The 14,098-nt window shown below is 67.4% G+C and carries 11 protein-coding genes; 5 read left to right on the forward strand and 6 right to left on the reverse strand.

Annotation, left to right across the window (positions count from 1 at the left end):
- Window positions 1–115: 115 nt before the first annotated feature.
- Window positions 116–1,042 carry a LysR family transcriptional regulator gene (locus tag HWX22_RS15540; protein ID WP_082725391.1) on the reverse strand — a complete coding sequence of 309 codons (927 nt, stop codon included), beginning with the start codon at window positions 1,040–1,042 and terminating at the stop codon, window positions 116–118.
- A 202-nt stretch (window positions 1,043–1,244) separates the two neighbouring features.
- On the opposite strand from HWX22_RS15540, the gene betC reads away from it, so the two are divergent.
- The 4 genes from betC (at window position 1,245) to HWX22_RS15560 (ending at window position 6,637) form a co-directional block, all read left to right on the forward strand.
- The gene (gene betC, locus HWX22_RS15545; protein WP_175915952.1) at window positions 1,245–2,780 is read left to right on the forward strand and encodes a choline-sulfatase; all 1,536 of its coding nucleotides are present in this window, start codon (window positions 1,245–1,247) and stop codon (window positions 2,778–2,780) included.
- Between the two features lie 45 nt (window positions 2,781–2,825).
- Window positions 2,826–3,794 carry a choline ABC transporter substrate-binding protein gene (gene choX / locus HWX22_RS15550; protein WP_175908785.1) on the forward strand — a complete coding sequence of 323 codons (969 nt, stop codon included), beginning with the start codon at window positions 2,826–2,828 and terminating at the stop codon, window positions 3,792–3,794.
- 256 nt (window positions 3,795–4,050) lie between these two features.
- Window positions 4,051–5,190 carry a porin gene (locus HWX22_RS15555; RefSeq protein ID WP_059534205.1) on the forward strand — a complete coding sequence of 380 codons (1,140 nt, stop codon included), beginning with the start codon at window positions 4,051–4,053 and terminating at the stop codon, window positions 5,188–5,190.
- A gap of 196 nt (window positions 5,191–5,386) precedes the next feature.
- Complete coding sequence (locus tag HWX22_RS15560; protein ID WP_175915953.1) at window positions 5,387–6,637, forward strand: MFS transporter; 1,251 nt, start codon at window positions 5,387–5,389, stop codon at window positions 6,635–6,637.
- A 6-nt stretch (window positions 6,638–6,643) separates the two neighbouring features.
- Here the strand turns inward: HWX22_RS15560 and HWX22_RS15565 are convergent, their stop codons facing one another.
- The 5 genes from HWX22_RS15565 to HWX22_RS15585 form a co-directional block, all read right to left on the reverse strand.
- The gene (locus HWX22_RS15565; protein WP_059692038.1) at window positions 6,644–7,006 is read right to left on the reverse strand and encodes a YbjQ family protein; all 363 of its coding nucleotides are present in this window, start codon (window positions 7,004–7,006) and stop codon (window positions 6,644–6,646) included.
- A gap of 121 nt (window positions 7,007–7,127) precedes the next feature.
- A complete protein-coding gene (locus HWX22_RS15570) occupies window positions 7,128–8,381 on the reverse strand; it encodes a M20/M25/M40 family metallo-hydrolase (RefSeq protein ID WP_175915954.1) in 1,254 nt (417 codons plus the stop codon).
- 79 nt (window positions 8,382–8,460) lie between these two features.
- Window positions 8,461–10,173 (reverse strand): M36 family metallopeptidase, encoded by a 1,713-nt coding sequence (locus tag HWX22_RS15575; protein WP_175915955.1) that lies wholly within the window; start codon window positions 10,171–10,173, stop codon window positions 8,461–8,463.
- A 479-nt stretch (window positions 10,174–10,652) separates the two neighbouring features.
- Entirely contained in the window at window positions 10,653–11,597 is a 945-nt protein-coding gene (locus tag HWX22_RS15580; protein WP_059819533.1) for a GlxA family transcriptional regulator, read from the reverse strand.
- Between the two features lie 133 nt (window positions 11,598–11,730).
- Entirely contained in the window at window positions 11,731–12,693 is a 963-nt protein-coding gene (locus HWX22_RS15585; protein ID WP_175915956.1) for a helix-turn-helix domain-containing protein, read from the reverse strand.
- Between the two features lie 240 nt (window positions 12,694–12,933).
- On the opposite strand from HWX22_RS15585, the gene HWX22_RS15590 reads away from it, so the two are divergent.
- A complete protein-coding gene (locus HWX22_RS15590; protein WP_175908790.1) occupies window positions 12,934–14,091 on the forward strand; it encodes an amine dehydrogenase large subunit in 1,158 nt (385 codons plus the stop codon).
- Window positions 14,092–14,098 lie beyond the last annotated feature (7 nt).

Consider the following 14,098-nt stretch of genomic DNA (forward strand, 5'->3'; position numbering starts at 1 on the left):
CGGCTGAGGGACGAGGGCGGGGCTGCGTGCGGGGCGGGCGGCGGGCGTCAAGCGGGGCGGCCATCGCCAACCCAGCCGGCGTCAGGAGAATATCCGCTGGACGCCGGACGGCCATTTACGCAGGTGCGCACGCATCCAGCAGCCAGCGCCGGAACACGTGGGTCGCGTCCGGCTCGGGTCGCTGCGGAGGACGCACCAGGAAGTAGCCGCGCGACGTGACGACGGGCGCGTCGACGAGCTTCACGAGCTGCCCGGACGCGACGAGCTCATCGACGAGCGGCGACCAGCCGAGGGCAACGCCCTCGCCGAGCAGCGCGGCATGGATCACGAGCGCATAGCTGTTGAAGGTCACGCCGCGCGCGGCGGCCGGCGCATCGAGGCCATGCGCGTCGAACCAGCCGGCCCACGACAGCCAGCGTTCGGGGCGCGTCGGCTGCACGTGCAGCAGCGGCAGCGCATGCAGGTGGTCGGGCCGGGCGACGTGCGGATGCGCGGCGCGGAACGCGGGCGAGCAGACCGGCGTGACGGATTCCGGAAAGAGCCGCGCGGCGGTGCACGATGGCCAGTGACCGTCGCCGAACAGGATCGCGATGTCGGCGTGGTCGCGCTGCGCGTCGTAATCCTGTGACGTGACGACCCGCACGTCGACGTCCGGCATCACGCGCTTCAGGCCCGCGAGGCGCGGCATCAGCCAGTAGGTCGCGAAACCGAAATCCGTGACGATCGTGAGCGCGCCATGCTCGCGGCGCGCGCGCAGCGTCGCGGTGGCGCCGCGCAGCGTGTCGAGGCTCACCCGCACGGCTTCGTACAGGCACTGGCCGTCGCTCGTCAGCGTGACGCCGCGCGGGCTGCGCTCGAACAGCGGCACGCCGAGTTCCGCCTCGAGCTGGAACACCTGCTGGCTCACGGCCGGCTGCGTCGAGCCGAGTTCGCGCGCGGCGGCCGTGAAGCTTTGGAGACGGGCGGCCGATTCGAACGCGCGCAGCGCCTGCATCGACGGTAACGGTTCCGATTTCGACATAAGTCTCTCTAATGGCCCCATAAGGGCCGGACGCCTTCCCGCGCGAATTCGGGCGGGGGATAGTGCTTCGGACGGCACGGCACCGTGCCGGTTCTTCCGCGATTCTAGCCAGTCGCGGCCGGTGCGCGCGGCACTTTCTTCAGGCCGCGTCCGTCATGCTGGCCGCGCCGCTGCCGAAGCGTCGCGCCGTTCCGTTCGAACACCGATTTCCCCACGACCGCCGATGACGAACCCGACTCCCAACATCCTGATCCTGATGGCCGACCAGCTGACGCCGTTCGCGTTGCCGGCCTACGGCAACCGCGTCGCACGCACGCCGACGCTCGACCGGCTCGCCGCGCAAGGCGTGGTGTTCGATGCCGCGTATTGCGCGAGCCCGCTGTGCGCGCCATCGCGTTTCTCGCTGCTGACCGGCAAGCTGCCGTCGGGTATTGGCGCCTACGATAACGCCGCCGAATTGCCGGCGCAAACGCTGACCTTCGCGCACTACCTGCGCGCGGGCGGCTACCGCACGATGCTGTCCGGCAAGATGCATTTCTGCGGCCCCGACCAGCTGCACGGCTTCGAGGAGCGGCTGACGACCGACATCTATCCGGCCGACTTCGGCTGGGTGCCCGACTGGGACCGCCCGACCGAGCGGCCGAGCTGGTATCACAACATGAGCTCGGTGCTCGAGGCCGGCCCGTGCGTGCGCACGAACCAGCTCGACTTCGACGACGAGGTCACGTTCGCGGCGAAGCAGAAGCTGTACGACGTCGCGCGCGAGCGTGCGGCCGGGCATGACGAGCGGCCGTTCTGCATGGTCGTGTCGCTGACGCATCCGCACGATCCGTACGCGATCACGCGCGAATACTGGGATCTGTACAGCGACGACGAGATCGACATGCCGGCCGTGCGGCTCGATGCGGCCGAAAGCGATCCGCATTCGCAGCGGCTGCGCTTCGTGTGCGAAAACGACCGCACGCCGCCGACCGACGCGCAGATCCGCGCCGCGCGCCGCGCCTACTATGGCGCGACGTCCTACGTCGACGCGCAATTCGGCAGCGTGCTGGCCGCGCTCGAGCAATGCGGGTTCGCCGACGACACGATCGTGGTCGTCACGTCCGACCACGGCGACATGCTCGGCGAGCGCGGACTCTGGTACAAGATGACGTTCTTCGAGGGCGGCTGCCGCGTGCCGCTGATCGTTCACGCGCCGGGCCGCTTCGACGCCGCGCGCGTGCGCGGGCCCGTGTCGCACGTTGACCTGCTGCCGACGCTCGTCGACCTGGCCGGCGCGGCGCCGGCCGGCGGCTGGCCCGACCCGGTCGACGGCGCGAGCCTCGTGCCGCATCTGCGGGGCGCGCCGGCGCACGACGTCGCGCTGGGCGAATACCTCGCGGAAGGAGCGGTCGCGCCGGTCGTGATGATCCGCCGCGGCGACTGGAAGTACGTGCATTGCCCGGCCGATCCCGACCAGCTCTACAACCTCGCCGACGATCCGCGCGAGCGCACGAACCTGGCCGGCCTGCCCGAAGCCGCCGACGTGCTCGCCGCATTCCGTACGGAGGCCACGCGGCGCTGGAACCTGCCGGAACTCGACGCCCAGGTGCGCGCGAGCCAGCGGCGGCGCCGCTTCCATTACGCGGCGACGACGCAGGGCCGCATCCAGGCATGGGACTGGCAGCCATTCACCGATGCGAGCCAGCGCTACATGCGCAATCACATCGAACTCGACACGCTCGAAGCGATGGCGCGCTTTCCGCGCGTCGGGCGCTGAACGTACCGCATCGCGGTCATTGACGAACGACGGAGGAAGCGAATCATGAAACGACAATGCAATGCAGCAATCAGGAGGCTCGGCACGGCGCTTGCCGCGGCCGCGTGCGTGGTGGCGATGCAGTCCGCACACGCCGCCGATCCGCAGACGTGTCGCGACGTGAAGATGGCGGCGCCCGGCTGGACCGACATCGACGCGACGAACGCGATGGCCGGCGTCGTGCTGAAGGCGCTGGGCTACCGGCAGGACGTCGCGAACCTGTCGGTGCCGATCACGTACCAGGGCTTGAAGAAAGGGCAGGTCGACGTGTTCCTCGGCAACTGGATGCCCGCGCAGGCGCCGCTGGTGAAGCCGTTCGTCGACGAGAAGTCGATCGACGTGCTGCACGCGAACCTCAGCGGTGCGAAGTTCACGCTGGCCGTGCCCGACTACGTCGCGGCCGCGGGCGTGCACACGTTCGCCGATCTCGCGCGCTACGCGGACCGCTTCGGCGGCAAGATCTACGGGATCGAGCCCGGCGCCCCCGCGAACCAGAACATCAAGCGGATGCTGTCCGACCATGCGCTCGGGTCCGCGAACTGGTCGCTCGTCGAATCGAGCGAGACGGGGATGCTCACGCAGGTCGAGCGCGCGGTGCGGGACAAGCGCTGGATCGTCTTTCTCGCGTGGGAGCCGCACCTGATGAACACGAAGTTCCACCTGACCTACCTGTCGGGCGGCGACGCGTATTTCGGTCCGAACTATGGCGGCGCGACCGTCAACACGGTGACGCGCCCGGGCTTTGCCGGCCAGTGCGCGAACCTGGCGCGGCTGTTCCGGCAGATGACGTTCTCCGTGGACGTCGAGAACCGGATGATCGCCGACATGCTCGACAACAAGACGTCGCCCGCGCTCGCGGCGCAGCACGTGCTGAAGGCCGACCCGGCGCTCGTCGAGGGCTGGCTGGACGGCGTCACGACCGCATCCGGCACGCCGGCACTTCCGGCCGTGCGCGCGGCGCTCGACGCCCGCTGATCTGCCTCCGGGCGGCCGGTTTTTGCCGTGCCGCCCGTCTCCGTGTTTTCCCGAACCGTCGCATCAAGACCATTTAGTGTCGCCTTCAGACGGGTGGCCTGAAATATGGGTTTGTATTTTTCGCCAATGGCTCCGTTATTGCGGAAAACGAAATGCCGAAGCCAGCGGACGTACCGAATTCGAATCAGCCGGCGTATTGCTGCGCGCGCCAGGCCACGGTTCTTTCCATCGAAGGGTTCAGGGAGGGTGGTCGACAATGAAGCAAAAGAAAGTTGCCGTAGCCGCCGCGCTGGCATGCGCGGCCTGTATTCCCGCCATCGGCCACGCGCAGAGCAGCGTGACGCTATACGGGATTCTCGATGCGGGCATTACGTACGTGAACAACACGGGCGGTTCGCACGTGGTCAAGTTCGATGACGGCGTCTCGTACGGGAACCGCTTCGGCCTGAAAGGCACGGAAGATCTCGGCGGCGGCCTGAAGGCCGTGTTCGCGCTCGAGAGCGGCTTCCACCTCGGCAACGGGCAGCTCGGCTTCGGCGGGGCGGAGTTCGGGCGGCAGGCTTATGTCGGTCTCCAGAACGACTGGGGCACGCTGTCGTTCGGCAACCAGCTGGACATCACCAACGAGCTCGTGTCGATCTACAACATCTCGGCATGGGGCAGCGGCTACGCGATCCACCAGGGCGACTTCGACCGCTTCAACGGCGACCGCCTGCCGAACTCGGTCAAGTTCCTGTCGAACGACCTGAGCGGCTTCAAGTTCGGCGCGATGTACTCGTTCGGCAACGTCGCCGGCAACTTCCATCGAAACAGCGCATGGAGCGCGGGCGCAAGCTACACGAAAGGCGACTTCTCGATCGGCGCCGCTTACACGCGCCTGAACAACCCGAACGGCATCTATGCGTTCGACCCGTACGCGATGATCGGCACGCATACGTTCCTCGGCCAGCAGACCGTGACCGTCGATCCGGCGACCGGCGCGCGCACCGACCTGTTCGCGAACACCGCGATGGACGTCGACAGCCAGGGCACGTTCGGCATCGGCACCAGCTACACGATCGGCAAGCTGTCGCTCGACGCCAACTTCTCGTACACGACGATCAAGGGCTTCGGCCAGTCGTCGCACATGCAGGTATACGAAGGCGGCGGCTTGTACCAGTTCACGCCGGCGCTGAGCTTCATCGCGGGCTACCAGCACACGCGCTTCGAAGGGCACCACTGGAACCAGGGCACGGCCGGCCTGCACTACCTGCTGTCGAAGCGCACCGACGTGTACATCTCCGGCGACTACCTGCGTGCTTCGCAGGGTGTCGATGCGGTGATCGGCTACAGCTTCACGCCGTCGACGACGCAGACGCAGGCCGACGTGCGGATCGGGATGCGGCATTCGTTCTGAGCGGGGGTAGGGTAGTTCATTCGACGTCTTCAGCGAGGTCTCTCTTTGGCGCGAACCGCGGTTCGCGCTTTTTTTTGTAAGGCGGGCTGCCGCGCATGACGGACGCGCGCGAGACGCGGTTTCGGCGGTTGGCGATATCATCGCGGTTTGACGCGCCCTGCGTCTCGCCGATCGCCCGCTCTCGCACATCCCTCCGATGACCGCCCCGTTACCCGAATCCCGTTCGCCGTCGCCGTTACCCGCCAACCTGTTTCGCCACGCACCGTTCCAGCGCTTCTGGGGCACGCGCGTGATGTCGTCGCTCGCGTTCCAGATCCTGTCGGTCGCGATCGGCTGGTACGTCTATGCGCTCACGCACAGCGCGTTCGCGCTCGGTCTCGTCGGACTCGCGCAGTTCGTGCCGATGTTCGCGCTGACGCTGGTCGTCGGGCAGGTGGCCGACCGTTACGATCGCCGGCGCATCGCGACGATCTGCCAGAGCGTCGAGGCGCTGGCCGCCGGCGTGTTCCTGCTCGGCGCCGCGACAGGGGGGCTCACCGCGCCGGGCGTGTACGCGCTCGCGGCGATCGTCGGCACCGCGCGCGCGTTCGAATCGCCGTCGGTGTCGTCGCTGCTGCCCGCCGTCGTGCCGCGCGGCGACCTGCCGCGCGCGACCGCGCTGTCGACGTCCGCGAACCAGGCCGCGCAGATTCTCGGGCCGGCGTTCGGCGGGCTGCTGTATGGCGTTGGTGCGCCCGCCGCGTTCGGCACGAGCGTCGTCGCGTTCGCGATCGCGGCGGTGCTGAGCGGCACGATTCCGCTGCGCAGCGCGCCCCCCGCGCGCGAACCGGTCACGCTGCGTTCGGTGTTTTCCGGTATCGCGTTCATTCGGCGCGAACCGGCGATCCTCGGCGCGCTGTCGCTCGACCTGTTCGCGGTGCTGTTCGGCGGCGCGACCGCGCTGCTGCCGATCTACGCACGCGACATCCTGCAGGTCGGGCCGTGGGGGCTCGGCGCGTTGCGCGCGGCGCCCGCGGTCGGCGCACTCGCGGGCACGCTGTGGCTCACGCGTTTTCCGCTGAAGGGGCGGCCGGGCCGCGCGATGTTCGGCGGCGTGATCGCGTTCGGCATCGCAACGATCGTATTCGGGCTGTCGAGGGATTTCGCGGTGTCGCTCGTCGCGCTGGCGGCGTTGGGGGCGTCGGACGTGGTGAGCGTCGTCGTGCGCCTGTCGCTCGTGCAGCTGCGTACGCCCGACGACATGCTCGGCCGCGTGAGCGCGGTCAACTCGTTGTTCATCGGTACGTCGAACCAGCTCGGCGAATTCGAATCGGGCGTGACGGCGGCGTGGTGGGGCGCGCCGGCCGCCATCGTCGTCGGCGGCGCGGCGACGATCGCCGTCGCGCTGACGTGGATGAAGCTGTTTCCTCAGCTGACCAACATGAAGTCGCTCGAACGCGACGTATGACGAGCGTCAGGCGTCCTGCGTCACGCGCACGGCCGTGCCGTAGCAGATGACTTCCGTGATGCCCGACCCGATATCGGTCGAGTCGTAGCGCATCGCGACGATCGCGTTCGCACCGAGCTTGCGCGCGTCGGCGAGCATCTTGTCGAACGCTTGCTGCCGCGCCTTCTCGCACAGCGACGTATAGAGCGTGATGTTGCCGCCGAAAATGGTTTGCAGCGATGCACCGAACGAGCCGACGATCGAGCGCGAACGCACGATGATGCCCTGCGCGACGCCGAGCGAACGGACGGTCGTGTGGCCGGGCAGGTCGAACGCGGTCGTGACGCGCTCGGGCGAGAGATCGTCGGCGGAGCGGGAGAAGTCGGTCATGGAGGTGCACCGTGTCGCGGAAGTGATCGGACGACGATTCTATCCGGAACGGGAAATCGGACTCGAACGGGCGCGCGTGACGCGCGCCCGTTCGGCGAGGCGTTGAGCGACCGCGGCCCCGTCAGTGCTTGACGGTCGCAGTGCCGTCACCGCCGAGATCGACGGCATACGCGAGCGCCAGCTTGCCGAACTTCAGCGCATGGTTCGCCTGCCGGTCCGAATTCTCCAGCGTGTCGTTCACGGTATGGATATACGGACTGTCGTTCTGGTCGGCCTCGAACGGGAACGACGCCGGATAGCCCTGCGCATTCCACGACGCGTGATCCGAACAGGCATACCCGCACTGCGACGTGCCGATCGCGAGTTCCGGCAGGTAGGTCTTCGCCAGATTCGTCAGATAGGTGTTCTGCGCGGCGTTCGTGTAGTCGGTGATCAGGTAGATGTCTTTCGGATCGCCCTTGTAGTTCGTCATGTCGAGCTGCAGCACGCCGACCACGTTCGCATTCTGCGTGCGGAACTGCTTGGCGATCGCCTTCGATCCGAGCAGACCGGCTTCTTCGGCCGCGTAGCCGACGAACTTGATCGTCCGCTTCGGCCGGTAGCCGTTCGCGAGCAGTACGCGCAGTGCTTCGGTGAGGCTGGCAATGCCGGACGCATCGTCGTCGGCGCCGGGCGAGCGCGTGTTTTCCGTCGTGCGGCCGACCGTCGAATCGAGGTGGCCACCCAGCACGACCGTGCCCGCGGCGGGATCGCTGCCGCGGATCGTCAGGATGACGGATTTCTGCGGAAAGCCCGTATGCGCGAACTGTTCGACGGCGATGTCGGTGCGCGAGCCGGCCAGTTGCTTCCACTGCAGCGCGAGCCAGTCCGATGCGGCGACGCCGTGCGACGTCGTGTAGTAGCGGTTCGTGAAGCCGGACATCGACGTGATCGTGCCGACGATGTTACTGGCCTGCAGTTGCTGGATCCAGGTCTTGATCTGCGGTGCGTTCGACACCGTATAAGCGGTCGCGGCCGCCTGTTTCGCGAGCGCCGCGGGTATCGGCTGCAACGCCTGGCGCGCGTCGTCGAACGAGTCGTGCACGATGTAGCCGGGCCCGTGGCCGCGCGCATGGTGTACCGCGTGGGCGAGTTCGCCGAGCCGCGCATCATCGATCTCGACGACGTGCACGGTTTCGCGGCGCGCGGCGCCGTCGGCCGTCTTGCCGGCGTCGACCGTCGTGCTGTACTGCGCGGTCGCGCTCGCATCGATGCGTTGAAGCTGGCGGAAAGCGGTGTCGCCGAGCGTGATCCACACCGGCGTCGCGTGCGCGGCGGCGGTCAGCAGCATGCCGCCCAGCGCGGCGCTCAGGCGGGTCAATGTCAGAGTAGGCATGTTCGATCTCGTGAGGATGGCGATGTCGAGGAAGAGGGCGCGCCGCAGGTCGTGCGACGCCGCCCCGCCTGCTGCGGAATTACGACTTCTGCGGCACGGTCACGCCGTACGTGCAGCTCTTGTTGTACGCGTTGCCGATCGCCGTGAGCTGCGCGCTGCTGTATCCGAGCGCGGCGGCGGCCGTCAGCACCGCTTGCGCGGCAGCCTTCTGGTTCGTCGAGCTGTTGGTCATCGACAGCCCCTTCAGGAACGCCTTGTCCATCGCCTGCGCGCCGATCGCATCGCGCGCGACGAGGTTGCACGACGCCCAGTACTGGCCGGCCGTGTGGATCTCCGCGCCGCGTGCCTGCGCGTAGGTGCGCCCGACGTTCCAGTTCGTCACGCGGCCGCCCCAGTATTCGTTGTGGCCGTCCCAGTTGTAGACCCAGTGATACTGCGCGTCCGACGGGCTCCATTGGTTGAAGTCGCGGCTGTACGCGGCGGCGAGATAGTCGCCCGTGCCTTCCGACAGGCCTTCCTGTTGCGACAGGCCGCCGTTGGTCACCCAGTCGTGGATGCCGTGGCCGAGCTCGTGGATCACGACGTCCGCATCTTCCGCATCGTCGACACCGCCCTGCCCGAAGGTGAGCCGGCCGCTGCTCGACGAATACGACGAGTTGTCGTCGCCCGATTCGCCGTGCGGGTCGTACTGCACGCCGCCCGTGTACTGATACGGCATCGCCTTGATGCCGAGCGTCTGGTTCACGTAACGAAGGAACGTGTCGATGTGGTAATACGTGTTCACCGCCTCGAAGTACAGGTTGCCGCGCGTGAACTCGAACGCGGGCGTCGCCTGTGCCGGGCACGCGTTGTCGCGCGGCGCATCGAAATCGACGCACGACGCGTACGGGCCCGACAGCACGTAGCGTGAATTCGACTGCGCAAGATCCTTCAGTGTCACGCGCACGCGCGAGGCCGTGAGCTGCGTGGAGTCCGCGTCGTTGTTGTCCTTGTAGCCCGTGCTGCCGTAGCTGCTCTTCGTCGACGAAAGCGGATCCGGCCGGAACACGAAACCGGTGCCGTCGGTCGCATAGAACGCCTTGTCCTCGGCGCGCAGCACTTCGCCGCTGCCCGCGTCGATCAGCAGTTCCCAGTCGCCTTTCGGGCCGTCCTGCGGGCGGCCGCGCACCTTCCATGCGGTATGCGTGCCGGCCTTGTCGACGAACGCGACGAGCTGCGCGTCGAGGTTCGTGAAGCCGCCGACGCCGAGATACGCGCGCGCGCGGTCGAGCGCCTGCTGCTGGTCGACGGCCTGCGCCTTGCGCGCGGTGGCGACCACGCCGTTGATCGTGTTGCTCGCAACGTACAGGATGCGGCCGTCCTTCGCGACCGTCACCGCGATGTCGCTGCCGTACACGGGCAGCCCGGCCGCCTGCTGCTGGAAGCGCACGACGGTGAAATCGGCGTCGTCGCGCTCCGACGTGACCGCGAGGCTCGCGAGCGCGGCCGGGTCGAGCCCGAGCTGCGTCGCCTGCGACGCGACGAAATCGCGCGCGGTGGCGGCGGGCGTGGCGGCCGCCTTCTTCGCGCGATACGCGGGGTTGTACAGCGTGACGGCGACGCCGTCCGCGCGGAACTGGCCGGCGGCCGTATCGGCCTTGGCCGCGGCCGGTGCCACGCCGCGCGTCAGGCTTTCGCGCAGGTTCGACGCCTGCGGATTCGCGACCTTGGTATCGGCCGCGCTGCCGCCGACGATGCCGAAACCGAGCGCGAGACCCAGGGCGAGCGGTAATGCTTTGCGTGATGTCTGCATACGTGATCCTCATCTCAACGGTTGGACACGCCCGCGCGCTTGTGGCGAGCAGGCACGACACGGCTCGCGCGCCGGCTCGATGGAACCGGTGCGGCGAAGCGGTGCAGGGAGATTCGACTGACTGAGGAGGACTAAGCGTCAGGTCGAAAGGAATCGGGACGGAACGGCGGCGGGGAAGCGAACGGCAGGCAGGTGCGGCGACGGCGAAGCGAGCATCGTCATGTCATACCCCTCGGATCGGCATTGATGGCGGTTTGGCAGCCCGCGTGGCGCGACGTGCGTCAGGCCCGGGCTCTCATCTCCTTAGGGCTGCCTATCTAATTGCGAGGTATGTTACAGAATATTTTCGGCGACATTGCAATTTATTTTCGAAGGCCGCTTCGGTCCGTCGATCAATCGGCGGCATTGTTCATCGAATGACGGGAAACGCTGCCGAAGCGTGCAATAGCGCGCCGGATTGTACGTAAAAGCGGCGCTGCTCAGCGCGTCGCGCGGCGGTCGCTGCGCGGGCTCACGCCGAAACGCGCGCGATAGGTGCGCGAGAAATGCGACGGCGATTCGAAGCCGCATGCGACGCACACCGACGTGATGCTCATGTCGGTCTGCTGAAGCAGCTCGCGGGCGCGATCGAGGCGCAGGTTCAGGTAGAAGCGCGTCGGCGTGTCGTTCAGCGTCGCGCTGAACAGCCGTTCGAGCTGGCGCCGCGTGATCGACACGTCCTGCGCGAGCGCGTCGGAGCCGAGGGGGCTTTCCATGTGCCGCTGCATCGTGTCGATCACGTGGATCAGCTTGCGGTTGTGCACGCCGTAGCGCGCGGCGATCTCGAGCCGCTGGCTGTCCGAGCGTTGCCGGATGCGGCTGACGACGAACTGCTCGGAGATCGCCGCCGCGAGGTCGGCGCCGTGCCGCCTGCCGATCAGGTCGAGCATCATGTCGATCGACGCGGTGCCGCCCGCGCAGGTGATGCGCCGGTCGTCGATCTCGAACAGTTCCTGCGTCGCATTCAGGCCCGGGTAGCGTTCGCGGAACGCGGCGAGCGCTTCCCAGTGCAGCGTGAGCGTTTGCGATGCGTCGAACAGCCCGGCTTCCGCCAGCACGAAGCTGCCGGTGTCGATGCCGCCGAGCGTCGCGCCGTGCCGGTTCTGGCGGCGCAGCCAGTCGCCGAGCGCGCGGTCGTAGCACACGAGCGGATCGAAGCCGGCGACGACGAACACCGTCTCGACCTGCGCGACGTCCGCATACGCGGCTTCGGCGGCGACCGGGATGCCGTTGCTCGCGGCGACGGGCGCGCCGTCCGCGCTGATCACGTGCCAGCGGTACAGCTCGGTGCGAAAACGGTTCGCGACGCGCAGCGGCTCGACCGCCGACATGAAGCCGAGCGCGGAGAAGCCGGGCAGCAACAGGAAGTGGAAATCCTCGGGCATCGGGGCGTGGGGTGGAATCGGGTGGTCGTCACGGACGCGACGCGGCGCGGCGTGCGACCGGACATACGCACGCCGCGCCCGGCTCGCGCAAGCCGGACGTTCAACACACGATTATCGCGGGTTTTGCGGGTGCTCAGCGCGTTTTTGCGCCGCGCACCGTCCGGCGCGCCGTCGTCGAAGGCAGCTCGCCGAACTGGGCCTTGTACGCTTTCGCGAAATGCCCGAGGTGGATGAACCCCCAGCGCGCGGCCGCTTCGCTGATCGGCAGGTCGGATTGCCGTGTATCGAGCAGCAGGCGCCGCACTTGCGCGAGGCGCAGCGAGCGCGTGTAGTTCAGCGGACCGGTCTGCGCGACCGACTGGAAGCTGTTCTGCATCGTGCGCCGGCTCACGCGCAACTGCGTGCACAGGCTCAGGATGTCGACGGGCGCCTCCGGGTGCTCGATCACGTAGTCGTGCACGCGCCGCACGATGTCGGCATGGCACGCATGCGTCAGACGATTCAAAGGCTCGGGCATTCGATACGTGAGCAGATCGACGAGCACGTTCGCGACATCGCTGCGCAGCACGGACTGCGCACGCGCCGTGTCGAACGTATCGGGCGCCGACAGCACGCGTTCGAGCAGCGTCGCGAGCTGCACGCTCGCGCGTTCGCGCGCGGCGACCGGCACGTCGGCGACGCCGCGCCGCAGCGCGCGCTCGTCGAGCCGGAGATCGGCAGCATCCTCGATTTGCTGCATCAGCTCGGAATCGACGACCACGCCGATCAGCGACATGTCGTTGGGCGAATGGAGTTCGAAAGGCGAGCCGCCGCGCGCCAATACGATCGTGCCACCCTCGATGCGCGCATCGCCGAATGCGAAGGTGCCCGAGCCGGTGAGCGGCATGCCGAACACCGTATGGCCGTGCGGCAGGCGCCCGCGCTGGATGACCCGCACGTTCGCCGCTTCCTGGAACAGCTGCACGCCGTCGAGCTCCACTTGCTTGACCGCGCTGCGATACGAGCCGGAGCCGATCTGGTCGTAGCGCTGGTCCCAACCGCGCAGCGCCTCGGCATGCCGGTCCGCGTCGTCGAACATCTGATGAAACACGAGCATGGCGCCTCCGGCGGTCGTTCGGACCGCGCAAGATTAAACCGACCGCACGGTCGGTGCAATACGGATGAGCGCTATTTCCGTGGGGTTTTGGAGGGGGCGGAAGATGTCGACCTCGGGTGCCTTTCAGGCGGTTTTCCAATATCCCGAATCGGCACGCACGCGTTGCCGGTACGGGTGCTGAGCGGATTTATTGTCGAACTACAGTCGCCCCACATAACGTGAATCCCAACTGGAGGCGACATGAGAACAAGGCGACGCACCGCGGCTTTCGCGGCGACGCTGGCGTTCGCGGCGGCGTGGGCCGGCAGCGCATACGCGACGGAAAAGCCCGAGGAACTGGTCGTGCAGAAGATGCCGCCTTGGCATCCGCACGAGGTGTACGTCGTCGATATCGCAATGCCGACGATGACCGACGGGCGCATCTTCGTGTACGACGCCGATGCGAAGAAGCTGCTCGGCCAGATTGACGGCGGTTTCGCGCCCGGCTTCGCGATCTCGCCCGACCGCAAGACGAGCTTCGTTGCGACGACCTATTTCTCGCGCGGCTCGCACGGCACGCGCACCGACGTCGTCGAGATAACCGACAACACGACGCTCGACCACGCAGGCGAGATCGTGATTCCGGCGAAGCATGGGCAGCACGTGCCGTCACCGTACAACACGGCGTTCAGCGCGGACGGCAAGCTGCTGTACATCGCGAACATCACGCCGGCCGCGTCGGTGACGGTGATCGATGCGGTGTCGAGGAAGGTGCTGTCGGAGATCGACACCGCGGCATGCGTGCTCGCCTATCCGTCGGGGAACAATCGCTTCACCGCGCTGTGTGAGAGCGGCAAGGCGCTCACCGTCACACTCGACGCCAACGGCAAGGAGGTGAAGCGCACGATGTCCGACGCATTCATTGACGTCGAAAATGATCCGGCCTTCATCAACGCTTCGCGCTACCACGGCGGTTATCTATTCACGACGTACCACGGCAACGTGCGCAGCGCCGACTTCAGCGGCGACAAGCCGACGTTCGGCAAGTCGTGGTCGTTGCTGAGCGACGCCGAGCGCGCCGAAGGCTGGCGCCCGGGCGGCATGCAGCAGACGGCCGTGCAGGTCGGGCAGAACCGCTACTACGTGCTGATGCACAAGGGCGGCGACGGCACACACAAGGATCCCGGCACGCAGGTCTGGGTGTACGACCTGAAGTCGAAACAGCGTGTCGCGCGCTGGGACCTCGCGCAGCTGAATGTCGATCCGCTGGTGTCGATCCAGGTCAGCGAGGACGAGAAGCCGCTGTTCTACGGACTGACGGGCACGTCCGATCTCGTCGTGATGGACGCGCAAACGGGCAAGCCGCGGCACGTCGAGAAGCAGATCGGCAGCACGTCGACGCTGCTCGTGAACCCGTGAGGCCGCA

The organism is Burkholderia sp. BCC1638, from assembly GCF_902833195.1.
In the GTDB taxonomy this organism is placed as follows: Bacteria; Pseudomonadota; Gammaproteobacteria; order Burkholderiales; family Burkholderiaceae; genus Burkholderia; species Burkholderia diffusa.

Excerpts from the sequence above, each read along its gene's own strand:
- HWX22_RS15540 (WP_082725391.1), bottom strand. The coding sequence starts at position 1,042 with ATGGGGCCATTAGAGAGACTTATGTCGAAATCGGAACCGTTACCGTCG.
- betC (WP_175915952.1), top strand. The coding sequence starts at position 1,245 with ATGACGAACCCGACTCCCAACATCCTGATCCTGATGGCCGACCAGCTG.
- choX (WP_175908785.1), top strand. The coding sequence starts at position 2,826 with ATGAAACGACAATGCAATGCAGCAATCAGGAGGCTCGGCACGGCGCTT.
- HWX22_RS15555 (WP_059534205.1), top strand. The coding sequence starts at position 4,051 with ATGAAGCAAAAGAAAGTTGCCGTAGCCGCCGCGCTGGCATGCGCGGCC.
- HWX22_RS15560 (WP_175915953.1), top strand. The coding sequence starts at position 5,387 with ATGACCGCCCCGTTACCCGAATCCCGTTCGCCGTCGCCGTTACCCGCC.
- HWX22_RS15565 (WP_059692038.1), bottom strand. The coding sequence starts at position 7,006 with ATGACCGACTTCTCCCGCTCCGCCGACGATCTCTCGCCCGAGCGCGTC.
- HWX22_RS15570 (WP_175915954.1), bottom strand. The coding sequence starts at position 8,381 with ATGCCTACTCTGACATTGACCCGCCTGAGCGCCGCGCTGGGCGGCATG.
- HWX22_RS15575 (WP_175915955.1), bottom strand. The coding sequence starts at position 10,173 with ATGCAGACATCACGCAAAGCATTACCGCTCGCCCTGGGTCTCGCGCTC.
- HWX22_RS15580 (WP_059819533.1), bottom strand. The coding sequence starts at position 11,597 with ATGCCCGAGGATTTCCACTTCCTGTTGCTGCCCGGCTTCTCCGCGCTC.
- HWX22_RS15585 (WP_175915956.1), bottom strand. The coding sequence starts at position 12,693 with ATGCTCGTGTTTCATCAGATGTTCGACGACGCGGACCGGCATGCCGAG.
- HWX22_RS15590 (WP_175908790.1), top strand. The coding sequence starts at position 12,934 with ATGAGAACAAGGCGACGCACCGCGGCTTTCGCGGCGACGCTGGCGTTC.